The following is a 25,555-nucleotide window of genomic DNA, read 5'->3' as shown; positions in this document are numbered from 1 at the left end:
TTCGCCGGGGTGGCTTGGCGACAAGGCGCGACAGCCTGTCACGTAGCCCGGATGCAATCCGGGCTAGATCAATGACCGCCGCGGCAGGTCGGCGAAGCTGGCGCCACGCCCTGCGCGGCCCATTCCTCAGGGGTGTAGGTATGCAGCGCCAGCGCGTGGATCTGCCCCATCAGCTCACCGACCGTGGCGTAGACCTTCTGATGCCGCTTGACCGCATTCAGGCCGGCAAAGGCCGGGCTGACGATCACCGCCTTGTAATGGGTCTCCAGACCACGGCTGTGCATATGGCTCTCGTCCAACACATCAAGGTGCTCAGGCTGCAGCGCCGTCAGGGCGGTGACGATCAGGTCTTGCTTGGACATCTTGGGCTCCATCAGGGCTGTTTCGGCAGGCCGAGTTCGTTACCCATGTCGGCCAGCAGTTTGTTCACCTCAGGCACCGCGGACTCCAGCTTGCTCTGGGTGATCTGCGCGGACTGTGCGGTCAGGGTTGGCATCTTCTGCAGCACCTTCTGCCCCAGCGGCGACTCGTAGAAGGCGATCAGGTCCTTGAGTTCCTGCTCGTTGAAGTTAGTGGTGTAGAGCTTGACCATGTCCGGCTTCAGCTTGTCCCAGCCGACGGCCTTGTCCAGCGCCGTGTTGGCCTTGGCCTGATAACTCTCCAACACCGCCTTCTTGCCATCCGGCGCCTGGGCGAAACGCTGGGCGAACATCTGCTGCACCTGGCCGTAGACCGGCACGGTCAGCTTGTCGGCGTGGGCCAGCTTGAGAAAACGCTCGGCATCGGCGGCGTGGCTGGCGGCATCGGCCATGGCCAGGGATGCGCTAGCGCTGAGCAGAACGGCGGTGCAGAGTTTGGAAAAACGGAGCATGGGAAGCTTCCACTGGTGATGAGTGAGTCTGGGTAGACTGCGGTGGCGGCATTTTGTGCCCTACGCCAGAATCCCTCAAGCGGCGCGAGTTGTGCACGAGGTCACACACCGCCTGTTCAGCAGCGCACCCACTGGTCAGTTGCCAAAATGCCAGTACTTGCTCATGCTTGGCCGGGCTCGGCATGCTGTGCGACCCCGACTATCTTTACCCAGGCATGCGCACCCCAGTATCCGGCAATTGATCGCCAGCCCGCGCACACACATGGACGTGCCCGATGACCAGCCTCACCTCTCACGCCCCCTTTCCGCTCCAGCCGCTCTGCGACAGCAAGGGCCGGTTGCTGGACGAGGCCATTGGCTGGTCCAGCCGCCCGCAGGTGGACTGCACCCTGCACGGCCACGCCGGACGTCGCAAACGCTGGAACCACTGGTGCATCACCACACCGCAGTGGATGCTCTCGCTGACCCTGGCCGACCTCGACTACCTCGGCTACGGCGCCGCCTACTTTCTCGATCTGGAAACCGGCCAGGCCGTGGCCCATACCCAGTTCCGCCCCTTCGCACTCGGCTGCCAACTGCCCGATCTGCCGCTGGAGAGCCACTCCTTCAGCCACTCTCGCTTGCAGCTGCGTATCGACGAACACCCCGGCCGGCTGCGCCTTACCGCAGCCGCACCGGATATCGGTGGGCACCCCCTGCAGGTGGCCCTGGACATTCAGCGCCCCGCTCACCTGCAGTCGGTCAATCTGGTCGCGCCCCTGCAAAATGGCGGTTTTCATGCCACCAGTCGCCAGTTGGGCCTGCCCACCGCCGGTAGCCTGCAACTAGGCGGGAAACACTACAGCTGCGTGCAGGGCCAGAGTTTCGCCGCGCTGGACTTCGGTCGCGGCGTCTGGCCGCTGAACAGTTACTGGCAGCGCGCTGCCTTCGCTGCAGCCGGTGGCATCGCCGGCAACTTCGGTGCGGGCTGGCTGGATTACAGCGGCCAGTCGGAAAACGCCCTGTGGTTCGGCGGCGAAGTGCAATTGCTCGACAGCCCCCTGCATATCGAGCGCAGCTCGCAGGCAGCGCTGGCCCCCTGGCGCCTGGACAGCGCAGATGACCGTGTATCTCTGCGCTTCACCCCGCGCCAGCTGCACAGGGCCTGCCCAAAGCTCGGCCCCTTTCACGCCAACACCGTGCAGCGCTTCGGCCACTATGATGGTGTGCTGCGCGGCCCCAAGGGCGAGCGGGTCCCGGTAGATGGCGCGTTGGGCTGGCTGGGCGAAACCCATGCACGCTGGTAGGCGCGCTCTACAAGGCTCCAATCGATCTGATAGATAAGTTGTGGAACCTGTCTTCGGTGGCGCGACCTAAACTGCCAGCAACCTTGCATTTGCCCCGGAGAACGCCATGAGCCGCACCGAAACCGACAGCATCGGCCCCATCGAAGTCCCCAACGACGCCTATTGGGGTGCGCAGACCCAGCGTTCGCTGATCAACTTCGCCATCGGCCAGGAACGCATGCCGCTGGCCGTGCTGCATGCCCTGGCGCTGATCAAGAAAGCCGCAGCACGGGTCAACAGCCGTAGCGGCGAGCTGCCGGCGGATGTCGCCCGACTGATCGAACAGGCTGCCGACGAAGTGCTCGACGGCCAGCACGACGCGCAGTTTCCCCTGGTGGTCTGGCAGACCGGTAGCGGCACGCAGAGCAACATGAACGTCAACGAGGTGATCGCCGGGCGCGCCAACGAACTGGCTGGCGGCAACCGTGGCGGCAAGACCCCGGTGCACCCCAACGATCACGTCAACCGCGCGCAGAGCTCCAACGACTGCTTCCCCACCGCCATGCACATTGCCGCCGTGCAGGGTGTACGCCACGCCCTGCTGCCGGCGCTGGCCGAACTGCGTGACGGCCTGCAGGACCAGGCGCAGCGTCACGCCAACCTGGTCAAGACCGGGCGCACCCACATGATGGACGCCACGCCGATCACCTTCGGCCAGGAACTGTCGGCCTTCGTCGCCCAGCTTGGCCACGCCGAAGCGGCGATTCGTGCCGCGCTGCCCGCTGTCTGTGAACTGGCCCAGGGCGGTACCGCCGTCGGCACCGGCCTGAACGCACCAGCAGGCTTCGCCGAAGCCATTGCCGCCGAGTTGGCCGCGCTCACCGGTCTGCCACTGACCAGTGCACCTAACAAGTTCGCTGCTTTGGCCGGTCACGAACCGCTGGTGCAACTGTCCGGCGCGCTGAAAACCCTGGCCGTGGCCCTGATGAAGCTGGCCAACGACCTGCGCCTGCTCGGCTCCGGGCCACGTGCTGGCTTCGCCGAAGTGCGCCTGCCAGCCAACGAGCCGGGCAGCTCGATCATGCCCGGCAAGGTCAACCCGACCCAGTGCGAAGCGCTGTCGATGCTGGCCTGCCAGGTGCTGGGCAACGACGCCACCATCAGCTTCGCCGCCAGCCAGGGCCACCTGCAGCTGAACGTGTTCAAACCGGTGATCATCCATAATCTGCTGCAATCGATCCGTCTGCTCGCCGACGGCTGCCGCAACTTCCAGCAGCATTGTGTCGCCGATCTGCAGCCGGATGCCGCGCAAATGGCCGCGCACCTGGAGAATGGCCTGATGCTGGTGACGGCGCTCAACCCCCATATCGGCTACGACAAAGCCGCTGAAATCGCCAAGAAGGCCTACACCGAAGGCAGCACGTTGCGCCAGGCCGCACTGCAGCTCGGCTATCTGAATGAAGAGGAGTTCGACCAATGGGTACGACCGCAGGACATGCTTGGAGCCGGGCGGCATGACTGAAGGCAAGAGTGGCGCCACACCGCTGGAAGGCGATGGCAAAAGAATCCTGCTGATTCTCGGCACGCCGAAGAAGGACAGCCTCTGCCATGCCCTGGCCGAGGCCTACAGCCAGGGAGCACGCAGCAAGGGACACGTGGTACGCCAGCTGCGGCTGGGCGAGATGCAGTTCGACCCGGTGCTGCGCGATGGCTATGAACAAAGCCAGAATCTTGAGCCGGACCTGCTCGAAGCCCAGCGCCTGATCCACTGGTCTCAGCACCTGGTGTTCGTCTACCCGGTCTGGTGGGGCGGCATACCCGCGCTGCTCAAGGGCTTCTTCGACCGGGTGTTCCTACCCGGCTTCGCCTTCAAGTACCGCAACCGCTCGCAACTCTGGGACAAGCTGCTCAGTGGGCGCAGCGCCGACCTGCTGGTGACCATGGACACGCCGCGCTGGTACTTCCGCTGGGTCTACGGTGCCCCGGCGCATCGACAGATGGTGCGTACCATCCTCGGCTTCTGCGGCATCAAGACCCGCCGCCTGAGCGAATTCGCCCCGGTGCGCCCGTCCAGCGAAGAACAACGTCAGAACTGGCTGCGCAAGGCCGAAGCACTGGGCAGCAAAGCGTAAATCCACCACCCGAGCCCTGTAGCGCGCCCCTCACTCAGGGGCGCGAGCCACCTCGCGCGCCCAGCCCGCCCACCACAGCGCCAGTGGCCCCAGCGTCAGCAGCAGGCCCATCAGGGCGAACGCCGCCCACCAGCCAAGCAGCAGCTCATCGCCCAACACATCGAGCGTCATGCCGAACAGCAACGGGCCGAGGAACGCGCCGGTAAAGCCAGTGCAGGAATACAGCGCCATCGCCGCACCACGGTGGCTGGCCGGGGCCACGCTGACCAGCCCAGCGGTCAGCGAAGCCGAGTCGGCGGTCACCGTCACCGCGTAGATCAGGATCAGCCCCAGCATTGCCCAAAACGGCAGCGCTGCGCCCAGGCCGACCACGGCGGCCAGCAGCGCGGAGCTGAGCATCACCCCGATCAACCAGCGCTGACGCCCGAAACGCAGCGCCAGCTCATTACCAAGAATGCTCGACGGCATGCCGATCAGCGTCGCCAACATCGCCACCCAGGTGCCCGAAAGCCAGGGATCGACGCCCTGCAAATGCCCAGAGAACACCACGAAGGCCACCAGCCAGGCACGCAGGGCGAACAGTTCCAGGTTGTGCATCGCGTAGGCCAGGCAGTAGGCCAATACCGCACGGTTTTTCAGCGGCGCCAGATCCAGCAGATTGCGCGGCGCATGAGCGACCACCGCTTTAGGTGCCATTCCCCAGTACACCAGTGCCCAGGCCAACAACGCACAGGCGCCGCTGAGCAATGCCGGCAGTTGCCAGCCGCCGAGCCTGGCCAGTTCGCCGGACAGTGTGAAGGACAGCGCCGTGCCCAATCCAAAGCTGGCGGTGTAGAAGGCGATGGCGCGCGACTGCGAGGCACCGTCGATACGCTCCGACAGCGCCTTGAGCCCCGGCATGTAGGTGCCCGCCAGACCGATGCCGGCGAGCACACGCCAGAGCAGCGCCGACCAGAAACCATCGGCGAAGACGAAACCGGCGCTGGCTACCGCCGTCAGCAGCATCGCCCACAGGTAAATCAGCCGGGCGTCGTGGCGGTCGGTCAGGCCGGTGAGTACCGGCACGGCCAGCATATAGCCGAGAAAGAAGCCGCCGCCGATCCAGCCAGCCTCGGTATTGCTCAACCCCCAGAGCGCCTGGAACTGCGGCAACAGCGCGGCGAACAGGGCAAAACCGGCCATGCCCAGGGTTTCGGCCGTACACAGCAACAGGGTAATGCGGCGGGCGTTCATGCGGTCTCTTTGCAGGAGGAAAACACGTCGAAAGGCCTGGCACTGTAACGGCAAGCCCGGCAAACCTGAAACCTTTGGTTACAGATAACGACGCAGGCTCACAGTACCAGGCCGTCGCTCGCCAGCATCACACCCGGCGGCAAGGCGTCGGGATGGTCCAGCAGCCAGGCATCGAAACTATGGCCGATATGGGTCAGCACCGCCTGTGTCGGCTGCAGGCGCTCAATGACTTCCAGTGCGCGGGTCAGGTCATTGTGATTGCGTGGTGCCAGCGCTTGCGGCGCGGTGGAGCAATCGAGCACCAGCAGATCCAGCCGCGCGCGCTGCAGTTCGGCGCAACTGGCCTCGGGCACACCAACAGTATCGGTGAGGTAGGCGATGCGCCTGCCCTGCCCGTCGAGCCCTTGCCCTTCAAACAAATAGCCGAAGGTCGGCTTCGAATGCGTCAGCGGCAGCGCGGTAACGCTCAGCTCACCCAGTCGACGACGCTCGAAGGCGGTGAACGTCTGACTGAAGTCGAGGATGCCCGGATGCTTGTACAGATCGGCCAGGCCCTCCGGATCATCCGGGCCATGCACGGGGATGATCAGACCCTGGCCCCAGCGCAGGTGCAACAGGCCCTGGGCATGGTCGGCGTGGTAATGGGTTTGCAGGATGCCGCTCAAACTATGCGGCGGGAAGCGTTCGGCAAGGTCGCTCAGGCCGCTGTCGATCAGCCAGCGCTGCGTGCCACATTCGACCAGCGCGCAACAGGGGCCACGGCGTCGTGACGGATAGACGCGCGCTGCATCGCACGCCGGGCAGTTGCAGTTGTACACGGGCACTTGGCGGGCATCGCCGGTGCCGAGCAGGGTCAGGCGCATTGGCGAGTCTCGTCCAGCAGTTGCAGCAGGCGGGTGACGGTCTGTTGCAGCGGGCCGGAGTTGTCGAGGATGACGGTGTCAGCCTGGCCAGCCCTCTCCCCCGGCCCTTCTCCCGCAAGCGGGAGAGGGGACAAAGCGCTGCCCACCTGCAGTTCGCGGCTGCGCGCCAGACGCTGCTCGATTTGCTCCGGCGTCTCGCGGCCACGAGCCAGCAAGCGCTGGCGCAGCACCTCTTCGTCGACCTGCAGGAGCACCGCGAGCAGTTGCGGATAACGATGACGGGCGGCCTCCAGATGGCCGCGCGAACCGTTGATCAGCACATCCTGACCGGCACTCAGCCAGTCATCGATCTCGCGCGGGATGCCATAGGCCAGGCCATTGGCGCGCCAGCTCAGGGCGAAGGCGCCCTCGCCCTCCAGGCGCTCGAATTCGGCCGGGGTCACCCCCAGCGCATCTTCTCCCACCGATTCGGCACTACGGGTGATCACCCGCCGGGCGAAACGGCAGCCGTGCGCCTCCAGCGGCGCACGCGCGGCTTGCAACAGGCTGTCCTTGCCCGAGCCTGAAGGCCCCATCAGATAGATCAACCTGCCCTGCATCAGAACACCCTTCGTGCTTGGCGCCACACCTGCTGGATCACCGGCTGCTGGCCATGGGCCCTGGCTTGAACCAGGTCGGCACGCAGGCCGACGCGAATCTCACCGCGATCCTCCAGCCCGGCCGCCCTGGCCGGTGCGCGGCTCACGGTGGCGATGGCCGCAGGCAAATCATAGTCGTTGTCTTGCCCGGCGAGCAGCCAGGCCGCGTGCAACAGGCTGGCCGGGTAGTAGTCGCTGGAGAGGATATCCAGCACACCGTGACGCGCCAGTTCGGCGGCGGCGATATTGCCCGAGTGCGAGCCGCCACGCACCACGTTCGGCGCGCCCATCAGCACGTTCAGGCCCAGTTCATGGCTGGCCTTGGCCGCCTCCAGGGTGGTGGGGAACTCGGCGATGGCCATGCCGAAGCCGGCCGACTCCTGCACGTGGGCCAGGGTCGCATCGTCATGGCTGGCCACCGAGATACCACGGGCGTGGCAGTCCTCGACGATGGCGCGGCGCTGGCGGTCGCTGTACTGGCGCGAGTTGGCGATCTGTTCCTGGAGGAAATCCTCCATCTCCGCAGGGCTCAGGTGGTACTTGCCCATGTAGTACTCGCGGTACTTCTCCACCTTGGCGAACTGGCGCTGGCCGGGCGAGTGATCCATCACCGAGACCAGCGCCACCAGCGGGTGCTCCACCAGGTCGCGGTAAATCGCCAGGGCATCGGGGTGGCACAGCTCGCAGCGCAGGTGCAGGCGATGCTCGGCACGGGTCTGCCCGGCTGCCTCGCTGGCGGCGATGGCCTCGATCATCGCCGGCAGTTGTTGCATGCGCCGACCGCGCGGGTTGATATCGCCGATGGACAGCGCATCGAACACCGTGGTGATGCCGGCGGCGACGATCTGCGCATCATGGGTCAGCACCGCCGAAGCCGACGGCCAATCGACCCCTGGGCGTGGGCTCATGTGCTTTTCCAGGTTATCGGTGTGCAACTCCACCAGCCCTGGCAGCAGGTAATCGCCGCCCAGGTCCTGGGCCTGCGGCAGGCGGCTGGCGCCTTCGTCCACCGCGGCGATCAGCCCGTCACGCAGCAGCAGCGTGCCGAGGAACTCGCGCTCGGCAGTGACGACGCGGGCGTTGCTGAGAATCTGTTCAGACGACATAGACGTACTCCGCTTGCGCCGCCTCGGCGCTCATGTCGAGGTAACGGTCGGCCACCGCCTCGCGGGCGCTGCGGTCGTGGAAGATGCCGATCAGCGCACTGCCAGCGGCCTTGGCTTCGTTGATCAGTTGCAGCACCACCTGACGGTTGGCGTCGTCCAGCGAGGCCGTGGGCTCGTCCAGCAACAGCACTGGCCACTCGACCATGAAGCCGCGGGCGATGTTGACGCGCTGCTGCTCACCACCGGAGAAGGTGCCCGGCGCCAGTTGCCAGAGCGCTTCGGGGATGCTCAGCCGCGCCAGCAATGCCTTGGCCCGCGCCTCGGCGTCGCTACGCGTCCAGCCACGCGACAGCGCCGGCTCCATCACCACGTCCAGGGTCGAGACGCGTGGGATCACCCGCAGAAACTGGCTGACGTAACCCAGGCTCTGCCGCCGCACCTCCAGCACCCGGCGCGGCTCTGCGCCGACCAGCTCCAGCGGCGAGCCCTGATGGCGAATACGGATGCTGCCGCCCGCAGCCAGGTAGTTGCCGTACAGCGTGCGCAACAGGGTCGACTTGCCGGCGCCGGACTGGCCGTGCAGCACCAGGCACTCACCACCGCGTACGCTGAAGTTCAGGTCACGCAGCACCTGCAGGACGACGCCGTTCTGCTGGTGCAGGGTGAAGGTCTTGCTGAGGCCGCTGACCTCGATCAGGTTGTTCATTCGATCCTCTCTACCCCGTAGGAGCGAGTTCTTGCTATGGGGCGTAGCCCAGGTGCAACCCGGGGATGGCTGGCACGGTTTTCCCGGATTTCATCCGGGCTACGGGTTGGTGGTTGTAGGGTGGATGGCGCTTTATCCATCCACCGAGGGTGACTCGTAGGAGCGGCTTCAGCCGCGAAAAGCGATTCGCGGCTGAAGCCGCTCCTACAGAAACTACGTGTCATGGCTGCAACACCGACGACACCAACAGCTGCGAATAGGGATGCTGCGGGTCGTCGAGAATCTGATCGGTCAGCCCCGCCTCCACCACGCGCGAACGGCGCATCACCATCAGCCGGTCGGCCAGCAGGCGCGCCACCGCCAAGTCGTGGGTGACGATCACCACCGCCAGGTCCAGCTCGCGCACCAACCCGCGCAGCAGATCCAGCAGGCGCGCCTGCACCGACACGTCCAGCCCGCCAGTCGGCTCGTCCATAAACACCAGGCGCGGCGCGGACACCAGGTTGCGGGCGATCTGCAGGCGCTGCTGCATGCCGCCGGAGAAGGTGCGCGGCAGGTCGTCGATGCGTGTCGGGTCGATCTCCACCTGGCTCAGCCAATCGAGCCCGGCGGCGCGCAACTCGCCGTAGTGGCGCACGCCCTGGGCCATCAGCCGCTCGCCGATGTTGGCGCCGGCCGACACCGCCATGCGCAGACCGTCACGCGGGCTCTGCTCGACGAAGCCCCATTCGGTGCGCAGCAACGTGCGCCGCTCGGCTTCGCTGGCGCTGTACAGATCCAGCCACTGACCGTCGCGGCCGCGATAACTCACCGTGCCGCGATCTGGCGGGCAACGCCCGGCAAGCAGGCTGAGCAAGGTGGACTTGCCCGAGCCGGACTCGCCGACGATGCCCAGCACCTCGCCGGGATAAAGGTCGAAGCTCACCCCCTGGCAGCCCTTGTCCGGGCCGTACAGGCGGGTCAGGTCACGCACCGAGAACAGCGGCTCAGTCGCTGCCACGACAGGTTGCAGACGTTCGGCGGCGCTCATTGCAGATTCTCCTCGGTGCGCTGGTGGCAGTAGTCGGTATCGGAGCAGACGTAGCGCTTGCTGCCAGCGTCATCGACGATCAGCTCGTCGAGAAAGGACTCGCTGCTGCCACAGAAGGCGCAGCATTCGTCCCACTGCTGCACGGCGAAGGGGTGATCCTCGAAGTCCAGGCTGACCACCCGGGTATAGGGCGGCACCGCGTAGAGGCGTTTCTCACGGCCGGCACCGAACAGCATCAGCGCCGGGCTCATGTCCAGTTTAGGGTTGTCGAACTTGGGAATCGGCGACGGATCCATCACGTAGCGCGCGTCCACCGTCACCGGGTAGGCGTAGGCAGTGGCGATATGGCCGAAGGTGGCGATGTCCTCGTACAGCTTCACGTGCATCACGCCGTAGTCCTCCAGCGCATGCATGGTCCGCGTCTCCTGCTCGCTCGGCTCGATAAAGCGCAGCGGCTCGGGAATCGGCACCTGATAGACCATGATCTGCCCGGCCGACAGCGGGGTTTCCGGAATGCGATGGCGGGTCTGGATCACACTGGCATCAACCGTACGCTCGGTGGTGGCGACGCCGGCAGTACGAGCGAAGAAGCGGCGGATCGACACCGCATTGGTGGTGTCGTCAGCGCCCTGGTCAATCACCTTGAGCACATCATCCGCACCGAGAATGGCGGCGGTCAGCTGCATGCCGCCGGTGCCCCAGCCGTAGGGCAGCGGCATCTCGCGGCCGCCGAAGGGCACCTGGTAGCCGGGGATGGATACGGCCTTGAGCAGGCCACGACGGATCATGCGTTTGGTCTGCTCGTCGAGGTAGGCGAAGTTGTAGGCCGACGCCTCGCGGGCGCCGCTTGCATTGGACAGGTTCATCAGCGGTTCTCCTCTGCCGGCGCCTGGCGGCGCAGCTTGCGGATCAGTTCCAGTTCGGCCTGGAAGTCGACGTAGTGCGGCAATTTGAGGTGCGAGACGAAGCCGGCGGCCTCGACATTGTCGCAGTGCATCAGCACGAACTCCTCCTCCTGCGCCGGGCCCTGCACTTCTTCACCGTACTCACCGGCGCGCAGGGCGCGGTCGACCAGGGCCATGCCCATGGCCTTGCGCTCGGCATAGCCGAAGCTCAGGCCGTAACCACGGGTGAACTGCGCCTGCTCGGCGCTTTCACCGACGAACTGGTTGACCATCTCGCATTCGGTGATTTCGATGTCGCCCAGCGGTACGGCGAAACCCAGTTCGGCGGGGGTCATCCACACCTCGACGGCACCGATGCGGATCTCCCCGGCAAAGGGGTGGTTGCGGCCATAACCACGCTGGGTGGAATAACCCAGCGCCAGGAGGAAGCCTTCATCACCACGGGCCAGAGCCTGCAGACGCTCGGCACGCTTGGCGGGAAAGGCCAGCGGCTCGCGGGTGATGTCCGGCACCGGGGTACCATCATCCTGCTCACGGGCCATCAGGCCTTCGTCAGCGAGAAAGTCCAGCACCCGAGGGCAGGCTTTCGGTTCATCGATCACGGCGCTTTCCGGTGCCGGGTACTCGCCCTCGGCCAGCAGGGCAAAGTCCAGCAGGCGGTGGGTGTAGTCGAAGGTCGGGCCGAGCAGTTGACCACCGGGCAGGTCCTTGAAGGTGGCAGAGATGCGCCGCTGCAGTTGCATCCGCGTGCTGTCCAGCGGTTCGCTGGCACCGAAGCGCGGAAGCGTGGTGCGGTAGGCGCGCAAGAGGAAGATGGCTTCCATCAGGTCGCCGGCCGCCTGCTTGATGGCCAGTGCGGCCAGTTCTTCGTCGTACAGCGAGCCCTCGCTCATCACCCGGGCCACGGCCAGCGGCAACTGTTGACGTACCTGCTGCACACCCAGTTCGGCGACGGTGGTATCGCCACGGCGACGGCTGGCCAGCAGTTGATGGGCATTGTCGATGGCGCGTTCGCCACCTTTGACGGCGACATACATCAGGCAGCCTCCTCGGTTTCGATCAGCACGCGGGTGCTGCGCGGCAGGCCGATCACCTCGCCGTCTGCGGCGAAGAAGCAGTCCAGACCACGGGGAAAAGCGCTGCGCGCCTGGCGCTGCTGCCAGAACGAGGCCGGCAACGGCAGGTTGACGCTGCGCACGTCCTTGATGCCCGGGCCACGCCAGCGCAGAGGGGCTCCGGCATGCAGATCAGCCAGCTGAATCAGCAGCGTGCAGGACTGATCCGGGTAGCGCTCGCTACCATTGTCGAAGTCCGACAGATCTCCCAACTCACGCTCGTCGAGCAGGGCGAACAGGGCAATCTCGCGCTCGGCGACGATCGGGCAACCGCAGTGGAACGCCAGGTTGGCGCGGATCAGCGGCGTATCGAAGCGTGGCGCCAGCCACAGCGGCGTGTCGCTGTCGAGGAAGGCCAGGCACAGGCCATAAGTGGCCGGCGCCAGGTCACCCAGAAGGTGTGCGCGGTCCATGGTGCGTGGTAGCCCCGGCTCGGCCAGGGCACCGAGCGCAGCGCGGAAGCTGATCTGGGCATCGAGCACCGGATCGTCGAAAGCCGGTTGCAGCCAGTGCGAGCTCTGCGGCGTGTTCATCAATCCTCTCCTCTGACCAGGGTGAAGAATTCCACCTGGGTGGTGGCGGTACGTGCGGCCTGGGCCAGACGCTGTTCGCGCTGCTGGCGGGCCAGGGGTTCGATCAGATAACTGAGCCAGCGCGCCTGGTCGCTGCCCTGCAGGTGGGCGTCGGCCAGTGCCGCGAGTTCGGCGCGGCGCTTGTCACGGCCGGCCAGATAGCTGTAGCCGGTGCGGCCGTCGGCCAGGCGCACCACGCAACGGGTGACGGTCATCTCGCCCAGGTTGAAGGCGCTGCCGGTGCCGCCCATGCGCCCGCGCACCAGGGTCATGCCCACCTCAGGGGCGCGGATCAGCTGGTAGGCGCTGTCCTTCAGTGCCGCCTCATGGGCGTCGAGGTCGCCGCCGGCGCGGGCCAACACGCCCATCCAGCTCTGGCGCGCGGTGATATTCGGGTCTTGGTGGTTCATGCGGGTCTCCATCAGGTCGCGACCTGGTACTGGAAGCGGTCGGCGCGGCTGCTGGATTGCGCCAGCTCCACCGCGCGACCGGCGGGGTCACGGGACAGGGTGAGCACGCTGAGCAGCGGCGCATGGCGCGGCATCAACAGGTGCGCAGCCTCCTCTCGGCTGGGCAGGCGCGCGCCGATCAGGCTGAAGGTGCGCGCCAGTGGCAGGTCGCGCTCGCCCAGGTAATGGCGCAGCGAACCGCCTTCGTAATCGGCCAACAGCGGCGCCAGGCTGGCGCAGAAACGGTGGCGGATCAGGCTCAGCGGCTGGCCGTCGAGCAGGCGCAGGGTGGCCAGTTCGATCAGTTCGCTGCCATCAGGCAGTTGCAGGTGGCGACATTCCTCGCTGCTGCCGCTGCGACGCAGGCGCTCGATCAGCTTGGCCTCGACCCGGTGGCCGAGCGCCGACAGCGACTGGCTGAAGGCGCTGCCCGCCTCCACCGGATACACCAGGGGCTTGGCCAGTACCTGCGTGCCCTTGCCCTGGCGACGCAGCAAACGGCCCTCGAGCACCAGCTCGTCGACGGCGCGACGCAAGGTGTGGCGGTTGACGGAAAAGCGCGCGGCCAGTTGCATCTCGCCCGGCAGGTAGTCGCCCGGGCTCATGTGCTGCACGTCTTCGCGCAGCACGGCGGCCAGTTCGCGGTACAGCGGTTCGCTTTGTCTAGACAAGTTCATCGTTTGCAAAGGGCGCACGCAGGCGCCCTCCCTCTCCTTCAGATAAAGAGCTTGCGCAGGCGTTGGGACAAGATGTCGATAGCGCTCACTACCAGGATGATCACGATCAGCAGTGCGCAGGTCTGGGCGAACTGGAAGCCGCGAATCGCCTCCCAGAGAATCACCCCGATACCGCCGGCGCCGACCATGCCGACCACCGTGGCCGAACGCACGTTGGACTCGAAGCGGTACAGCGAGTAGGAAATCCACAACGGCAGCACCTGTGGGATGACGCCGAAGATCACCTCCTGCAAGGCACTGGCACCGGTGGCGCGCACGCCCTCGACCGGACCTGGGTCGATGGCCTCGACCGCCTCGGCGAAGAGTTTGGCCAACACCCCGGTGGTGCTGATGAACAGCGCCAGTACACCGGCGAAGGGGCCGAGCCCGACCGCGACGACGAAGAGCATGGCGAAGACCATTTCGTTGATCGAACGGCAGGCATCCATCACCCGGCGCACCGGTTGGTAGACCCACCAGGGCACGATGTTCTCGGAACAGAGGATGCCCAGCGGAATGGCGCAGACGATGGCCAGCACCGTGCCCCACAGGGCGATCTGCACAGTGGTCACCATCTCCTTGAGATAGTGCTGCCAGTTGCTGAAATCCGGCGGGAAGAAGTCGGCGGCGAAGGTCGCCATGTTGCCGGCATCGCGCACCAGTGCCAGCGGGTTCATTTCCGCGCCCTGCCAGGACCAGGCGAGCACGGCAAGGAACAGGCCCCAGCCGATCAGCTGCAGCCAGCTGCGCTTGCCGTCGGCGACCGGGGTGGCGGTGGTCAGTGTGGTCATGGGTCACTCTCGATCCTGTGGGAGACGCTTCAGCGGCGAGCTTTGCGAGGGCCGCCCCACCACTGCGGGGCGGCTTCTCGAGGTCAGCCGGCGCTGGCGCCGCTTTGCTTCTCACGCTCGGCCATGCGCTGCTCCAGCTTGGCCAGTTCGGCGTCCAGCTCCTTGAGCTGGGCCTGCTTGTCGGCGTCCTTGAGCGTGGCGTTGTTGGCCACTTCGCTGCGTTTCTTGAACAGTTCGAGCTGGCGGATCGGCAGCAACTGATCGTTGTCGGAAGCCTTGAACTGACCCCACTGCAGGCCTGCGAGTACCTTCTTCTCCTCCGGCTTGGCGCCGTAGCTCATGAAGAAGTTGCGCAGTTTGTCGCGGGTTTCCTGCGGCAGGTTCTTGCGCCAGACGATGGGGTCGGAGGGGATCAGCGGCGAAGTCCAGATCACCTTGAGCTGTGCGGCCTTGTCCGGAGCGGTCACTTCCAGACGCTCCATGCCTTCGCTGTTGAAGGTGCCGACGTCGACCTGTTTGTTGGCCACCGACAGCGCATTGACCTCATGGCTGCCATTGAGCGAGCGCTTGAAGACCTTGCCGGCGTCGACGTTGTTCTGCGCGAACACGTAGTAGCCGGGCACCAGGTAACCGGAGGTGGAGTTCGGGTCACCGTTGGCGAAGGTCAGGCTCTTGGCGTTCTTGAGCATGTCCTCGACCGAGTTGATCGGGCTGTCCTTGTGCGCCACCAACAGGCTGTAGTAGCCCTGCGCACCGTTGGCCGCCACCGTCTGGGCGAAGATTTCGCCACCGGCACGATCGACTGCTTCCATCGCCGACTTGTTGCCGTACCAGGCCACGTCAACCTTGTCGAAACGCATGCCCTGGATGATCCCGGCATAGTCCGGGGCGAAGAAGGCGTTGATCTTCACGCCGGTCTGCTTGCTCATGTCGGCGAGGAAGGGATCCCACATGGCCTTGAGGTTCTGCGAGGACTCGGTGGAGATGATGCCGAAGTTGAGTTCCTCGGCAGCCTGGGCCGAGCCCAGGAAGGAACCGGTGACGAGCGCGGAGGCAGCCAGCACCTGGCCGATGCGTTTGAACATGGAGCACACTCCTGTTGCGAGTTGGCGTTGGTGTTTGAATGAGGGAGGTGACGTCAGGCCTTGGCCAACGTCAGCGGACGCTCTACAGCCCGCGGGCGCTGCCCTTGCGGCAGCAGCAGGCTGATGTCGAGATCGCCGCCGTAGAGATCGTTGAGGAAATCGGGGTTGAAACCCGCTGTCGGGCCGTCGAAATGGATGCGCCCGCCCTTGAGTGCCACGGCACGCTGGCAATAGCGCACGGCGTAGTCGACCTGATGCAGGGTCACCACCACCGTCTTGCCGTCGCGACGGTTGATGTCGGCGAGAATCTCCATCACTTTGCGCGCCGACTCCGGGTCGAGCGAGGCGATCGGCTCGTCAGCGAGAATCACCTCGGCCTGCTGGCACAACGCACGGGCGATGGCCACACGCTGCTGCTGACCACCGGACAGGGTCGAAGCACGCTGCGCGGCGAATTCGGCCAACCCCACCCGCTCCAGCGCCTGCAATGCACGCTGCTTCTCTTCGGGGCTGAACAGGCTGAGACTGCCACGCCAGCGCGGCATCCGGCCGAGACCGCCGAGCAGCACGTTCTGCAGAACGCTGAGACGGCCGACCAGGTTGAATTGCTGAAAGATGTAGCCGATGTCGGCGCGCTGGCGGCGCACGTCGCCATTCAGGCGCCCGTCGGCCTGCACCTGGCGCCCAAGCACCTCGATGCTGCCGGCATCGCCGCGCGCCAGGCCGGCCAAGTGCCGCAGCAGGGTCGACTTGCCTGAACCCGAGGCGCCGATCAACGCCACCATTTCGCCCGGCTGTACTGACAGGGCCAGATCGAATAGCGCCTGTTTGCGGCCGAAACTTTTATTCAGACGGTCGACTCGAATCGCTACGCTCATGTGCTGGCCCTCTACTATCATCAATGGACAGAGGGCGCTTCGGCTGCCTTCTGGTGTAGACCAAGGTAGGCAGATCCTGTGTCAGAGCTGTGAAGCAGTCGTTACGTTTGGGTGACCATCGCTTGAATCTTTTGCACAGCGAGACGTCGAACGGGAGGACTTAATGCTGAGTACTGCGCATTTCTGACAGCCGGTGCTGGCATAAAGCCTTTACCTCAAGCACAATGTGCCACGTATTTGGCGTCAAGGAACTGTTCATCTGACCTTATGGTCATACGACGCAGAACGCGGTACCGGTTGAACGGCTAGTGCGAAAGACGGTCAAACCGGTGACAATCTCGACACTGACTACCAGTATCGCTCCCTGAACTAACCGGTAATGTATGCGCCCTATGAAACAGGCTATTTATTCCAGCCGCACGGCTGACAAATTCGTCGTTCGCTTGCCTGATGGCATGCGTGAGCGTATTGCTGACGTAGCACGCAACCATCACCGCAGCATGAACTCTGAAATCATCGCCCGTCTGGAGCAGAGCATGCTGCAGGAAGGCGCTCTGGATGAGGATCTCAGCCTGCGTCTCGACAGCCCTGATCTGAGCCTGCATGAGCGAGAGCTGCTGCAGCGTTTCCGTCAGCTGTCGCGCCGCCAGCAAAATGCTCTGGTTGCATTGATCGCCCACGACGTGGAAATGGCCGCCGAAGAAGCATGAGGCGAGCCCATGAAAAAACCGGCCTTGAGCCGGTTTTTTTGTTGCCTGTCATTCTGACCTCGATCAGCCAACGAAACTGAGCAGCACCCCCGCCGCCACAGCCGAACCAATCACCCCAGCCACGTTCGGCCCCATGGCATGCATCAGCAGGAAGTTCTGCGGGTTGGCTTCCAGGCCGACCTTGTTCGACACGCGCGCCGCCATCGGCACCGCCGACACCCCCGCCGAGCCAATCAACGGATTGACCTTGTTGCTGCTGAACAGGTTCATCAGCTTGGCCATCAGCACACCGGCCGCCGTGCCGGCACAGAAAGCCACCATGCCCAGCATCAGGATGCCCAGGGTCTTGAGCTGCAGGAAGGCCTCGGCCGACAGCTTCGAGCCCACGGTCAGCCCAAGGAAGATGGTGACGATATTGATCAGCGCATTGCGCGACGTATCGGCCAGTCGCTCCACCACGCCGGCCTCGCGCAGCAGATTGCCGAGGGCGAACATGCCGATCAGCGGGGCCGCGTCAGGCAGCAGCATGCCAATCAGCATGCACAGCACGATGGGAAAAATGATCTTCTCGGTCTGCCCCACCGGACGCAACTGCTGCATGACGATGGCGCGCTCTTCCTTGGTGGTCAGGGCGCGCATGATCGGTGGCTGAATCAAGGGTACCAGCGCCATATAGGCATAGGCCGCAACTGCAATAGGGCCAAGTAGATGCGGCGCCAGCTTGGAAGTCACGAAGATCGAGGTCGGGCCGTCAGCACCGCCGATGATGGCGATTGACGCAGCCTCTTTCAGGGTGAACTCCATGCCCGGGATACCCAACGCAGTCAGCGCCAGTGCGCCCAGCAAGGTGCCAAAGATGCCGAACTGCGCAGCAGCGCCGAGCAGCAAGGTCTTGGGGTTGGCCAGCATCGGGCCGAAGTCGGTCATGGCACCGACACCGAGGAAGATCAGCAGCGGGAAGATACTGGTCGGCAGGCCCACTTCATAGATCAGGTGCAGGAAACCGGCACCCTCGGACATGTTGGCTACCGGAATGTTCGACAGCAGCCCACCGAAGCCAATGGGGATCAACAGCAGAGGCTCGAAGCCCTTTTTGATGGCCAGGTAGATCAACAGCATGCACACCGCGATCATGAACGCCTGACCAGGCTCCAGATGATACAGGCCGGTGCTCTGCCAGAGTTTAAGCAGCTTTTCCATGGCGAACTCCTCAGCCGATGGTCAGCAGGCTGTCGCCCACCGCCACCGCATCACCGACCTTGACGTTGACGGCGCCAACAGTGCCGGCCTTGAAGGCACGGATCTCGGTTTCCATCTTCATCGCCTCGAGGATGATGACCAGCTCACCCTCCTCTACGGCCTTGCCTGGCTGCACCAGCACCTTGAAGATATTGCCGGCCAGCGGTGCCGCCTGCGGCTCGCCACCGCCGCTTGCCACCGGAGCGACAGCTTGAGCGGCACTGGCTGCGCCACCAACGGGCTTGATGCCCTCGATATCGCCACCCTCACCCACCTGCACGACGAACGACTTGCCATTGACCTCGACGGTATAGACCTCGGGCTTGCCCGGCTCGCGGGCAACGGTCTCCTTGCCGGTCGGCGCGGGCTCGAAGGCAGCCGAGTTGCCACGGTTCTCGAGGAACTTCAGGCCAATCTGCGGGAACAGTGCGTAGGTCAGCACGTCATCGATTTCATCGGCCGCCAACTTGATGCCTTTCTCCTTGGCGATCCCCTTCAGCTCAGCGGTCAGCTTGTGCATTTCAGCTTCGAGCAGATCGGCTGGGCGGCAGGTGATGGCCTGGCTGCCGTCGAGTACACGAGCCTGCAGTTCGGCATTGAAGGGAGCAGGTGCTGCACCGTACTCGCCCTTCAATACACCGGCAGTCTCCTTGGTGATCGACTTGTAACGCTCGCCAGTGAGCACGTTGATCACCGCCTGGGTACCGACGATCTGCGAGGTCGGCGTCACCAGCGGAATGAAGCCGAGGTCTTCACGCACACGCGGGATCTCGGCCAGAACCTGGTCGAACTTATCCTGGGCACCCTGCTCTTTCAGCTGGCTTTCCATATTGGTGAGCATGCCGCCCGGCACCTGGGCGACCAGAATGCGTGAGTCGACGCCTTTGAGATTGCCTTCGAACTTCGCGTACTTCTTGCGCACTTCACGGAAGTACGCGGCGATTTCTTCCAGCAGCTCCAGGTTCAGCCCGGTGTCGCGCTCAGTGCCCTGGAACATCGCCACCACCGACTCGGTCGGCGAGTGACCATAGGTCATCGACAGCGAGGAAATGGCGGTGTCGACGTTATCGATACCGGCCTCCACCGCCTTGAGGATCGCCACCGACGATAGCCCGGCCGTGGCATGGCACTGCATGTGAACCGGAATCGACAGGCTGGCCTTCAGGCGCGACACCAGCTCGAAGGCGATATAGGGCGTGAGAATTCCCGCCATGTCCTTGATCGCCACCGAGTCGGCGCCCATGTCTTCGATCTGCTTGGCCAGGTCGACCCACATTTCCAGCGTATGCACCGGGCTAGTGGTGTAGGAGATGGTGCCCTGGGCGTGCTTGCCCTGCTGTTTAACGGCCTTGAGCGCGGTTTCCAGGTTGCGCGGGTCGTTCATCGCATCGAATACGCGGAACACGTCGACGCCGTTGACTGCAGCACGCTCGACGAACTTTTCCACCACGTCATCGGCGTAGTGACGGTAGCCCAGCAGGTTCTGCCCACGCAGCAGCATCTGCTGGCGGGTATTGGGCATGGCCTTCTTCAGTTCGCGGATGCGCTCCCAGGGGTCTTCGCCCAGGTAACGAATGCAGGCGTCGAAGGTCGCGCCGCCCCAGGACTCCACCGACCAGAAGCCGACTTGATCGAGCTTCGGTGCGATCGGCAGCATGTCTTCCAGACGCACGCGCGTGGCCAGAATGGATTGATGGGCGTCACGCAGCACCACATCGGTAATTCCGAGTGCTTGTTTCACGGCAGTCATGCAGGTACTCCCTCTGAACCTGATCAACCGCGGCGTGCGCGGTACTGGGCAATAGCGGATTGGATGGCGGCCAGCGTTTCTGCATCCGGCTCTTGGCTGGCCGACCTGGCACTGGGTACTGGAGATGCAACGGCAGAGATCGATACGGGCGGCGCGAAGGTCGCGATCAAGCGGGACATGAGGCTGACCACGCCAACCAGCAACACCAGAAAGACAAAGACGAAGCCCATGCCGAACAGCATGAGTTCAACGCCCTCGAGCAGCAGTTCACTGGGGGTCATCTTGGCTCCTTTGGCCAGCAGCTCGACGGCTGCGTTCATTATTGATCAGGAGCGCCTGGGGTCTGCGCCCAGGCAAAGCTGCCGAACCTTAGCCTGAAACGAGCGTTTGAAGCAAACCACAAAAGGGCTGGATGAACGATTTATGTAGTGTTTGCGCCATGCTCACTACCAAAGGAGGAGAACGCCTCTGCAAGTCTCGATCTAGAAGGCCACACGAGCACGGATATCGACCGCCGGGGCGAGCGACAGCAGGCGTTTGAAGTGGTGGGCTTCATCTCCCGGCGTACGCCCGAACAGACGCTTGAACTCCCGGTTGAATTGCGACGGACTTTCATAGCCAACACGCTGCGCAGCACTGATCGCACTCATATCGTTGCGGATCATCAACAGGCGCGCCTGGTGCAAGCGAATCGCCTTGAGATACTGCAATGGCGAGCGGCTGGTCATGGCCTTGAAGTGCACATGGAAGGTCGGCACGCTCATGCTGGCGAGCTCAGCCATGGCGGGCACGTCGAACGGTTCTTGATAGTCACTATGAATGCGCTGCAAAACGCGCGTGATGCGGCCGAAATGACTGTTCGGTGCCAGAGTCGCACGCAGGCCGCTGCCCTGCTCGCCCTGCAACACGCGAAAGAGGATTTCACGCAGGATCGACGGCCCGAGCAGGCGCACTTCGTCAGGGTCGGCCAATGCCTCCAGCAGGCGCAGCGTGGCGTCGCTCAAACGAGCATCCATCGGGCTGGAGTAAAGTGTCGCCGGCTCGCTCGCCGGCAGATCGTCCAGCCCCATCAGCAACTGCGCCACCTGCAAGGGATCGACACGCAGTGCCAGGCCCAGCATCGGCTCTTCGGCGCTGGCCTCGGTTTCGATTGAGAATGGCAAGGGCAGCGCCAGCACCAGGTAGTGCCGCGCATCGTAGACATACAGATTGCCGGCATGCAGCCCGCTCTTGCGCCCCTGAATCACGATCACGACGCTCGGCTCATAGAGCGCCGGGGTCACCGGAAGCGGCCGATTGGAACGCATGAAGGTGACGCCGTCGAGCTGCGCCGCCGTGTACCCCTCTTCTGGCGCCAGGCGCAGCATCAGCTCGACCATGCGCTGTTTCGTCTGCTCGGGATTCATGCTCATGCGCCACTTTCGACTCGCAATGAAGACCCGGGCATTGTAGGAAGCATTCAATAGAAACAGGCAATAACCAAAGAGTAACGAGACTTAGCAGCAGGCCAGCGCCTGCCTAGCATGACCTCTCCATAACGCAATGGAGACCGACATGAGCAAAGTCATCCTCATCACCGGCGCCAGCAGTGGCATCGGCGAAGCCATCGCCAGGCACCTCGCTGGCCTGGGTCATCACGTGGTACTCGGCGCGCGGCGCATCGAGCGCCTGCAGGCCCTGGTAAAAGCCCTGCAAGCCGAGGGGCAACACGCGTCCTGCCGCGCCCTAGACGTCACTCAGCTGCATGACATGCAAGCCTTCGTCGAGCATGCCGAAACGCATCACGGCGCCGTCGACGTGATCATCAACAACGCAGGCGTCATGCCGCTTTCGCCGCTCAATGCATTGAAGGTAGATGAGTGGAATCGCATGCTCGACGTCAACGTACGCGGCGTACTGCACGGTATCGCCGCCGTGTTGCCGGGCATGGAGGCGCGCGGACATGGCCAGGTGATCAACATCGCCTCCATCGGCGCCCACGCCGTATCACCGACGGCGGCGGTCTACTGCGCCACCAAGTACGCCGTCTGGGCCATATCCGAAGGCCTGCGCCTGGAAAGCGAGCGCATCCGCGTCACCACCATCTGCCCCGGCGTGGTCGAGTCCGAACTGGCCGACAGCATCTCCGACGCCAGTGCACGCGAAGCGATGAAAGCCTTCCGCCGCATCGCCATCACACCGGACGCCATCGCCCGGGCCGTGGCCTATGCAGTCGAACAGCCCGACGACGTCGACGTCAGCGAGCTGATCGTGCGGCCGACCGCCAGTCCGTATTGAAGGAAACCAGCATGTCAGCAAAGACCACTCTGACGGCGCTGCTGATCAGCGGCGCACTGTTGCCCGAAATGACGACCGCAGAAACGCAGAAACCCCATGCCTACGCAGGCATGTGGGTAACAGACGATGGCCATGTCCGTCATGAGCTACTGGCCAACGGACGTTATGACGAGGCACGTGGGAAGCGGGAAAGTGCCTACCAGGGCAGCTACCGAATCACCGGCAACCACATCGACTACGTCGACGACACCGGCTTTACCGCCGACGGTGAATTCATCGACGACGTGCTCTATCACGGCGGTATGGTACTGCGCCGCAGAAGCGACCCGACTGGCGAGTAACGCTAGCCATCAGCCAAGGAAAACTTATGAACATGCAAAAGATCATCGCCGCATTGCTACTGAGCGCATCACTCTGCCTACCTGCCTGGGCAAGTGATAACACCGCGGCCAATCAGGCCCTGATTCAGAAAGCCTTCGATGACTGGCGTGCAGGTCAGGGCGGCATCTTCCAGTTGCTGGCCGATGACGCCGTCTGGGTCGTGGCCGGCAGCAGCCCGTCCTCCGGGACTTACCGTACGCGCGAGGCGTTCATGGAGGATGCGGTCAAACCCATCACTGACAAACTCGCGACACCCATCGTCCCCACCGTCCGCCAGATCGTGGCGCAGGGGCCATACGTAGTCGTGCACTGGAACGGCCAGGCGACCGCCAAGGACGGCAGCCGTTACGAGAACAGTTATTCCTGGCACATGCAGCTGGAAAACGGCCGGATCACCCGGGTCACGGCCTTTCTCGATACCTGGCGCTTGGTCGAACTGATGAACTGAAGCGACCTACATCAGGAAGATCGACGCCAACCCCAGGAAGATGAAGAAGCCGCCGCTGTCGGTCATGGCGGTGATCATCACGCTGGCCCCCATGGCCGGATCTCGCCCCAGGCGTGCCAGGGTCATGGGGATCAGCACCCCCATCAATGCCGCCAGCAACAGGTTGAGGGTCATTGCCGCAGTCATCACCACGCCTAGCGACCAGCTGCCGTAAAGCCCATAGGCGACGGCGCCGATCACCCCACCCCAAAGGATGCCGTTGATCAAAGATACGCCGAGTTCCTTGCGTACCAGACGCTTGGTATTGCCGGTGCTGACCTGATCCAGCGCCATGGCGCGCACGATCATGGTGATGGTCTGATTACCCGAGTTACCGCCGATACCGGCAACGATGGGCATCAGCGCCGCCAACGCCACCAGCTTCTCGATCGAACCTTCGAACAGGCCGATCACCCGCGACGCCAGGAACGCCGTGACCAGGTTGATCGCCAACCAGGCCCAACGGTTGCGCACCGACTTCCACACCGAGGCGAAGATGTCTTCTTCCTCGCGCAGACCGGCCATGTTCAGCACTTCGCTTTCGCTTTCCTCACGGATCAGGTCGACCATCTCGTCGATGGTCAGACGGCCGATCAGCTTGCCGTTCTTGTCCACCACCGGGGCGGAAATCAGGTCGTAACGCTCGAACGCCTGGGCCGCGTCGTAGCCGTCCTCGTCCGGGTGGAAGCTCACCGGATCGTCGGCCATGACCTCACCAACCTGCTTGTCCGGGTCGTTGACCAGCAGGCGCTTGATCGGCAGCACGCCCTTGAGCACGCCGTCGTAATCGACCACGAACAGTTTGTCGGTATGGCCCGGCAGCTCTTTCAGGCGGCGCAAGTAACGCAGTACCACTTCCAGGCTGACGTCCTCGCGGATGGTGACCATCTCGAAGTCCATCAGCGCGCCGACCTGATCTTCCTCATAGGACAGGGCCGAGCGCACACGCTCGCGCTGCTGCGCATCGAGGGTTTCCATCAGTTCGTGAACGACGTCGCGCGGCAGTTCCGGTGCCAGGTCGGCGAGTTCGTCGGCGTCCAGATCCTTGGCAGCAGCGAGAATCTCGTGATCATCCATGTCGGCGATCAGGGTTTCTCGTACCGCGTCAGACACTTCCAGCAGAATGTCGCCGTCACGCTCAGCCTTGACCAACTGCCAGACGGTCAGACGCTCATCGAGCGGCAAGGCTTCGAGGATGTGGGCGATATCCGCAGGGTGCAGATCTTCGAGCTTGCGCTGCAGCTCGACGAGATTCTGACGATGTACTAGGTTCTCGACCCGGTCGTGATGCTGGCCTTCCTGACGATGGGTCAGGTCTTCGACCAGTTTGTGCCGATGCAGCAGCTCGATCACCTGGGCCAGGCGATCCTGCAAGCTCTCTTGCGGCTTTTTGGCTTCTACTTCTGTCATAGCGCGCTCCACCCCCAGTTGGCGGGCACGCCAAAGGGGATCAATCAGGTCTTACACGATTGTGCGAGGGGAGTATTGAGTAACTACTGGGTAAGTCCATGGTGGTATTCCACAAGCCCCGGCGGGGCTGACGCGGCGAATCATAACACCGCAAAACAGCTTTGTACGTGACAAAAGCGCGGCAAGAACAATTGCTTGCGTCGCAAACTTCGATCTCGCATGAAAACCTGGCTATGCGACGCCAGCCACTCGCGCCAGGACACCCTGACGAGGGTGAAAAAACGGTCTAACCTGAAGCAGGCAAACGTCACGGAGGACGATTCATGCGAGGACGGCACTTCGCAGCGCTATTGGCCGCTGCATTTCTCTACCCTATTGCAGACAGCTATGCCGCCAGCGTGTTCCGCTGCGTGGGCGCAGATGGCCATGTCACCTTCACTCGCCACGGCTGCAGCGACGATCAGGAGCAGCATCTGCAGGATGCGCGCAACCACACCCCCAGCAGCGGCAAGGCAATCCCCCTGGCGGATCCAGACCGACGCACGGCAACCGCCTCGGCAAGCAGTGGCGAGCTGGTCATCGTCGGCCAGCAGGACGATGGCTGCGGCAACCTGTTGAGCAGCAGCGAGAGGCGCCAGGCAATCATCCGCAAGGAGGTCCGCCGCGGCATGAGCCGAGCCGACGTGGAAAGCACGTCTGGGCAAGCCGGACAGAGTCACAAGCAGCAATGGACAGCAGCGCTATCACTACCGCGAGAAACGCAAAGGCGGGAGCAGTCGGCAGGTCAGCTTCGACGAAGCCGGGTGCGTGAAAGGCAAATGACGCACAAAGAAAAAGGGCCTGCATTGCTGCAGGCCCTTTCGGTATGGCGGACTCAGGAGGATTCGAACCTCCGACCGCTCGGTTCGTAGCCGAGTACTCTATCCAGCTGAGCTATGAGTCCGTT

The 25,555-nt window shown here is 63.9% G+C and carries 29 protein-coding genes and 1 tRNA gene; 8 read left to right on the top strand and 22 right to left on the bottom strand.

Annotated features, from left to right (window positions below):
- Positions 1-68: 68 nt before the first annotated feature.
- Both BM059_RS21705 and BM059_RS21700 read right to left on the bottom strand, forming a co-directional pair.
- A complete protein-coding gene (locus BM059_RS21705; RefSeq protein WP_037005595.1) occupies positions 69-362 on the bottom strand; it encodes a BolA family protein in 294 nt (97 codons plus the stop codon).
- Between the two features lie 11 nt (positions 363-373).
- Positions 374-871 (bottom strand): DUF2059 domain-containing protein, encoded by a 498-nt coding sequence (locus BM059_RS21700; RefSeq protein ID WP_037005596.1) that lies wholly within the window; start codon positions 869-871, stop codon positions 374-376.
- Positions 872-1,146: 275 nt separating this feature from the next.
- Between BM059_RS21700 and BM059_RS21695 the strand changes: the two genes are divergently transcribed.
- The 3 genes from BM059_RS21695 to BM059_RS21685 all read left to right on the top strand — a co-directional run bounded on the left by BM059_RS21695 (position 1,147) and on the right by BM059_RS21685 (position 4,268).
- On the top strand, positions 1,147-2,157 hold the full coding sequence (locus BM059_RS21695) for a DUF2804 domain-containing protein (RefSeq protein WP_074941308.1): 1,011 nt from the start codon (positions 1,147-1,149) through the stop codon (positions 2,155-2,157).
- A gap of 106 nt (positions 2,158-2,263) precedes the next feature.
- Complete coding sequence (locus tag BM059_RS21690; protein WP_074941307.1) at positions 2,264-3,658, top strand: class II fumarate hydratase; 1,395 nt, start codon at positions 2,264-2,266, stop codon at positions 3,656-3,658.
- Positions 3,651-4,268: an NAD(P)H-dependent oxidoreductase gene (locus BM059_RS21685; protein ID WP_037005600.1), complete on the top strand. Its 618-nt coding sequence runs from the start codon at positions 3,651-3,653 to the stop codon at positions 4,266-4,268. Before BM059_RS21690 ends, BM059_RS21685 begins: the two co-directional genes overlap by 8 nt.
- Positions 4,269-4,298: 30 nt before the next feature.
- On the opposite strand, the gene BM059_RS21680 is transcribed toward BM059_RS21685, so the two are convergent.
- From BM059_RS21680 to phnC, 14 genes are all read right to left on the bottom strand, one after another.
- Positions 4,299-5,501, bottom strand: a complete 1,203-nt coding sequence (locus BM059_RS21680) for an MFS transporter (protein WP_074941306.1) — start codon at positions 5,499-5,501, stop codon at positions 4,299-4,301.
- A gap of 98 nt (positions 5,502-5,599) precedes the next feature.
- A complete protein-coding gene (gene phnP / locus BM059_RS21675) occupies positions 5,600-6,364 on the bottom strand; it encodes a phosphonate metabolism protein PhnP (RefSeq protein ID WP_074941305.1) in 765 nt (254 codons plus the stop codon).
- On the bottom strand, positions 6,355-6,963 hold the full coding sequence (gene phnN, locus BM059_RS21670) for a phosphonate metabolism protein/1,5-bisphosphokinase (PRPP-forming) PhnN (protein ID WP_074941304.1): 609 nt from the start codon (positions 6,961-6,963) through the stop codon (positions 6,355-6,357). The genes phnP and phnN overlap by 10 nt, the downstream gene beginning before the upstream one ends.
- Positions 6,963-8,108: an alpha-D-ribose 1-methylphosphonate 5-triphosphate diphosphatase gene (locus BM059_RS21665; RefSeq protein ID WP_074941303.1), complete on the bottom strand. Its 1,146-nt coding sequence runs from the start codon at positions 8,106-8,108 to the stop codon at positions 6,963-6,965. The genes phnN and BM059_RS21665 overlap by 1 nt, the downstream gene beginning before the upstream one ends.
- Positions 8,098-8,814 carry a phosphonate C-P lyase system protein PhnL gene (gene phnL, locus BM059_RS21660; protein WP_074941302.1) on the bottom strand — a complete coding sequence of 239 codons (717 nt, stop codon included), beginning with the start codon at positions 8,812-8,814 and terminating at the stop codon, positions 8,098-8,100. Before phnL ends, BM059_RS21665 begins: the two co-directional genes overlap by 11 nt.
- A gap of 220 nt (positions 8,815-9,034) precedes the next feature.
- A complete protein-coding gene (gene phnK / locus BM059_RS21655; protein ID WP_074941301.1) occupies positions 9,035-9,844 on the bottom strand; it encodes a phosphonate C-P lyase system protein PhnK in 810 nt (269 codons plus the stop codon).
- Complete coding sequence (locus BM059_RS21650; RefSeq protein ID WP_074941300.1) at positions 9,841-10,710, bottom strand: alpha-D-ribose 1-methylphosphonate 5-phosphate C-P-lyase PhnJ; 870 nt, start codon at positions 10,708-10,710, stop codon at positions 9,841-9,843. The genes phnK and BM059_RS21650 overlap by 4 nt, the downstream gene beginning before the upstream one ends.
- Positions 10,710-11,786 carry a carbon-phosphorus lyase complex subunit gene (locus tag BM059_RS21645; RefSeq protein ID WP_074941299.1) on the bottom strand — a complete coding sequence of 359 codons (1,077 nt, stop codon included), beginning with the start codon at positions 11,784-11,786 and terminating at the stop codon, positions 10,710-10,712. Before BM059_RS21645 ends, BM059_RS21650 begins: the two co-directional genes overlap by 1 nt.
- On the bottom strand, positions 11,786-12,397 hold the full coding sequence (gene phnH, locus BM059_RS21640; RefSeq protein ID WP_074941298.1) for a phosphonate C-P lyase system protein PhnH: 612 nt from the start codon (positions 12,395-12,397) through the stop codon (positions 11,786-11,788). Before phnH ends, BM059_RS21645 begins: the two co-directional genes overlap by 1 nt.
- Positions 12,397-12,846, bottom strand: coding sequence for a phosphonate C-P lyase system protein PhnG (phnG, locus tag BM059_RS21635; RefSeq protein ID WP_074941297.1), 450 nt, complete (start codon positions 12,844-12,846; stop codon positions 12,397-12,399). The genes phnH and phnG overlap by 1 nt, the downstream gene beginning before the upstream one ends.
- 11 nt (positions 12,847-12,857) lie before the next feature.
- On the bottom strand, positions 12,858-13,580 hold the full coding sequence (gene phnF / locus BM059_RS21630; RefSeq protein WP_081811789.1) for a phosphonate metabolism transcriptional regulator PhnF: 723 nt from the start codon (positions 13,578-13,580) through the stop codon (positions 12,858-12,860).
- 20 nt (positions 13,581-13,600) lie between these two features.
- On the bottom strand, positions 13,601-14,392 hold the full coding sequence (gene phnE / locus BM059_RS21625; RefSeq protein ID WP_037005613.1) for a phosphonate ABC transporter, permease protein PhnE: 792 nt from the start codon (positions 14,390-14,392) through the stop codon (positions 13,601-13,603).
- An 83-nt stretch (positions 14,393-14,475) separates the two neighbouring features.
- Positions 14,476-15,477 (bottom strand): phosphonate ABC transporter substrate-binding protein, encoded by a 1,002-nt coding sequence (gene phnD, locus BM059_RS21620; RefSeq protein WP_074941296.1) that lies wholly within the window; start codon positions 15,475-15,477, stop codon positions 14,476-14,478.
- Positions 15,478-15,530: 53 nt separating this feature from the next.
- Positions 15,531-16,355, bottom strand: coding sequence for a phosphonate ABC transporter ATP-binding protein (gene phnC / locus BM059_RS21615; protein WP_037005615.1), 825 nt, complete (start codon positions 16,353-16,355; stop codon positions 15,531-15,533).
- Positions 16,356-16,738: 383 nt separating this feature from the next.
- Between phnC and BM059_RS21610 the strand changes: the two genes are divergently transcribed.
- Positions 16,739-17,065 carry an Arc family DNA-binding protein gene (locus BM059_RS21610; RefSeq protein WP_037005616.1) on the top strand — a complete coding sequence of 109 codons (327 nt, stop codon included), beginning with the start codon at positions 16,739-16,741 and terminating at the stop codon, positions 17,063-17,065.
- Positions 17,066-17,128: 63 nt separating this feature from the next.
- Here BM059_RS21610 and BM059_RS21605 read toward each other — a convergent pair whose 3' ends face one another.
- The 4 genes from BM059_RS21605 to BM059_RS21590 form a co-directional block, all read right to left on the bottom strand.
- Positions 17,129-18,265: a sodium ion-translocating decarboxylase subunit beta gene (locus BM059_RS21605; protein ID WP_037005617.1), complete on the bottom strand. Its 1,137-nt coding sequence runs from the start codon at positions 18,263-18,265 to the stop codon at positions 17,129-17,131.
- 10 nt (positions 18,266-18,275) lie between these two features.
- Positions 18,276-20,054, bottom strand: coding sequence for a sodium-extruding oxaloacetate decarboxylase subunit alpha (gene oadA, locus BM059_RS21600; protein WP_074941295.1), 1,779 nt, complete (start codon positions 20,052-20,054; stop codon positions 18,276-18,278).
- Positions 20,055-20,077: 23 nt separating this feature from the next.
- Positions 20,078-20,335, bottom strand: coding sequence for an OadG family protein (locus BM059_RS21595; protein WP_074941365.1), 258 nt, complete (start codon positions 20,333-20,335; stop codon positions 20,078-20,080).
- A 201-nt stretch (positions 20,336-20,536) separates the two neighbouring features.
- A complete protein-coding gene (locus BM059_RS21590; protein WP_074941364.1) occupies positions 20,537-21,433 on the bottom strand; it encodes an AraC family transcriptional regulator in 897 nt (298 codons plus the stop codon).
- A gap of 175 nt (positions 21,434-21,608) precedes the next feature.
- On the opposite strand from BM059_RS21590, the gene BM059_RS21585 reads away from it, so the two are divergent.
- From BM059_RS21585 to BM059_RS21575, 3 genes are all read left to right on the top strand, one after another.
- A complete protein-coding gene (locus BM059_RS21585; protein ID WP_083413315.1) occupies positions 21,609-22,331 on the top strand; it encodes an SDR family oxidoreductase in 723 nt (240 codons plus the stop codon).
- 68 nt (positions 22,332-22,399) lie between these two features.
- Positions 22,400-22,672, top strand: coding sequence for an Atu4866 domain-containing protein (locus tag BM059_RS21580; RefSeq protein ID WP_244154448.1), 273 nt, complete (start codon positions 22,400-22,402; stop codon positions 22,670-22,672).
- Positions 22,673-22,698: 26 nt separating this feature from the next.
- Positions 22,699-23,160: a nuclear transport factor 2 family protein gene (locus BM059_RS21575; protein WP_074941292.1), complete on the top strand. Its 462-nt coding sequence runs from the start codon at positions 22,699-22,701 to the stop codon at positions 23,158-23,160.
- A 6-nt stretch (positions 23,161-23,166) separates the two neighbouring features.
- On the opposite strand, the gene mgtE is transcribed toward BM059_RS21575, so the two are convergent.
- Entirely contained in the window at positions 23,167-24,609 is a 1,443-nt protein-coding gene (gene mgtE / locus BM059_RS21570) for a magnesium transporter (protein WP_037005624.1), read from the bottom strand.
- A gap of 323 nt (positions 24,610-24,932) precedes the next feature.
- On the opposite strand from mgtE, the gene BM059_RS25855 reads away from it, so the two are divergent.
- Positions 24,933-25,520 (top strand): DUF4124 domain-containing protein, encoded by a 588-nt coding sequence (locus tag BM059_RS25855; protein ID WP_244154447.1) that lies wholly within the window; start codon positions 24,933-24,935, stop codon positions 25,518-25,520.
- Here the strand turns inward: BM059_RS25855 and BM059_RS21560 are convergent.
- Positions 25,476-25,552: transfer RNA gene (locus tag BM059_RS21560), tRNA-Arg, on the bottom strand. The two genes, BM059_RS25855 and BM059_RS21560, sit on opposite strands and share 45 nt — an antisense overlap.
- Positions 25,553-25,555: the final 3 nt, after the last annotated feature.

The organism is Ectopseudomonas composti, assembly GCF_900115475.1.
Lineage (GTDB): Bacteria > Pseudomonadota > Gammaproteobacteria > Pseudomonadales > Pseudomonadaceae > Aquipseudomonas > Aquipseudomonas composti.
Note: the sequence above shows the minus strand (reverse complement) of the source record. Positions and strands in the feature narration are given on the sequence as shown.

Excerpts from the sequence above, each read along its gene's own strand:
- BM059_RS21705 (WP_037005595.1), bottom strand. The coding sequence starts at position 362 with ATGTCCAAGCAAGACCTGATCGTCACCGCCCTGACGGCGCTGCAGCCT.
- BM059_RS21700 (WP_037005596.1), bottom strand. The coding sequence starts at position 871 with ATGCTCCGTTTTTCCAAACTCTGCACCGCCGTTCTGCTCAGCGCTAGC.
- BM059_RS21695 (WP_074941308.1), top strand. The coding sequence starts at position 1,147 with ATGACCAGCCTCACCTCTCACGCCCCCTTTCCGCTCCAGCCGCTCTGC.
- BM059_RS21690 (WP_074941307.1), top strand. The coding sequence starts at position 2,264 with ATGAGCCGCACCGAAACCGACAGCATCGGCCCCATCGAAGTCCCCAAC.
- BM059_RS21685 (WP_037005600.1), top strand. The coding sequence starts at position 3,651 with ATGACTGAAGGCAAGAGTGGCGCCACACCGCTGGAAGGCGATGGCAAA.
- BM059_RS21680 (WP_074941306.1), bottom strand. The coding sequence starts at position 5,501 with ATGAACGCCCGCCGCATTACCCTGTTGCTGTGTACGGCCGAAACCCTG.
- phnP (WP_074941305.1), bottom strand. The coding sequence starts at position 6,364 with ATGCGCCTGACCCTGCTCGGCACCGGCGATGCCCGCCAAGTGCCCGTG.
- phnN (WP_074941304.1), bottom strand. The coding sequence starts at position 6,963 with ATGCAGGGCAGGTTGATCTATCTGATGGGGCCTTCAGGCTCGGGCAAG.
- BM059_RS21665 (WP_074941303.1), bottom strand. The coding sequence starts at position 8,108 with ATGTCGTCTGAACAGATTCTCAGCAACGCCCGCGTCGTCACTGCCGAG.
- phnL (WP_074941302.1), bottom strand. The coding sequence starts at position 8,814 with ATGAACAACCTGATCGAGGTCAGCGGCCTCAGCAAGACCTTCACCCTG.
- phnK (WP_074941301.1), bottom strand. The coding sequence starts at position 9,844 with ATGAGCGCCGCCGAACGTCTGCAACCTGTCGTGGCAGCGACTGAGCCG.
- BM059_RS21650 (WP_074941300.1), bottom strand. The coding sequence starts at position 10,710 with ATGAACCTGTCCAATGCAAGCGGCGCCCGCGAGGCGTCGGCCTACAAC.
- BM059_RS21645 (WP_074941299.1), bottom strand. The coding sequence starts at position 11,786 with ATGTATGTCGCCGTCAAAGGTGGCGAACGCGCCATCGACAATGCCCAT.
- phnH (WP_074941298.1), bottom strand. The coding sequence starts at position 12,397 with ATGAACACGCCGCAGAGCTCGCACTGGCTGCAACCGGCTTTCGACGAT.
- phnG (WP_074941297.1), bottom strand. The coding sequence starts at position 12,846 with ATGAACCACCAAGACCCGAATATCACCGCGCGCCAGAGCTGGATGGGC.
- phnE (WP_037005613.1), bottom strand. The coding sequence starts at position 14,392 with ATGACCACACTGACCACCGCCACCCCGGTCGCCGACGGCAAGCGCAGC.
- phnD (WP_074941296.1), bottom strand. The coding sequence starts at position 15,477 with ATGTTCAAACGCATCGGCCAGGTGCTGGCTGCCTCCGCGCTCGTCACC.
- phnC (WP_037005615.1), bottom strand. The coding sequence starts at position 16,355 with ATGAGCGTAGCGATTCGAGTCGACCGTCTGAATAAAAGTTTCGGCCGC.
- BM059_RS21610 (WP_037005616.1), top strand. The coding sequence starts at position 16,739 with ATGCGCCCTATGAAACAGGCTATTTATTCCAGCCGCACGGCTGACAAA.
- BM059_RS21605 (WP_037005617.1), bottom strand. The coding sequence starts at position 18,265 with ATGGAAAAGCTGCTTAAACTCTGGCAGAGCACCGGCCTGTATCATCTG.
- oadA (WP_074941295.1), bottom strand. The coding sequence starts at position 20,054 with ATGACTGCCGTGAAACAAGCACTCGGAATTACCGATGTGGTGCTGCGT.
- BM059_RS21595 (WP_074941365.1), bottom strand. The coding sequence starts at position 20,335 with ATGACCCCCAGTGAACTGCTGCTCGAGGGCGTTGAACTCATGCTGTTC.
- BM059_RS21590 (WP_074941364.1), bottom strand. The coding sequence starts at position 21,433 with ATGGTCGAGCTGATGCTGCGCCTGGCGCCAGAAGAGGGGTACACGGCG.
- BM059_RS21585 (WP_083413315.1), top strand. The coding sequence starts at position 21,609 with ATGAGCAAAGTCATCCTCATCACCGGCGCCAGCAGTGGCATCGGCGAA.
- BM059_RS21580 (WP_244154448.1), top strand. The coding sequence starts at position 22,400 with ATGACGACCGCAGAAACGCAGAAACCCCATGCCTACGCAGGCATGTGG.
- BM059_RS21575 (WP_074941292.1), top strand. The coding sequence starts at position 22,699 with ATGAACATGCAAAAGATCATCGCCGCATTGCTACTGAGCGCATCACTC.
- mgtE (WP_037005624.1), bottom strand. The coding sequence starts at position 24,609 with ATGACAGAAGTAGAAGCCAAAAAGCCGCAAGAGAGCTTGCAGGATCGC.
- BM059_RS25855 (WP_244154447.1), top strand. The coding sequence starts at position 24,933 with ATGCGAGGACGGCACTTCGCAGCGCTATTGGCCGCTGCATTTCTCTAC.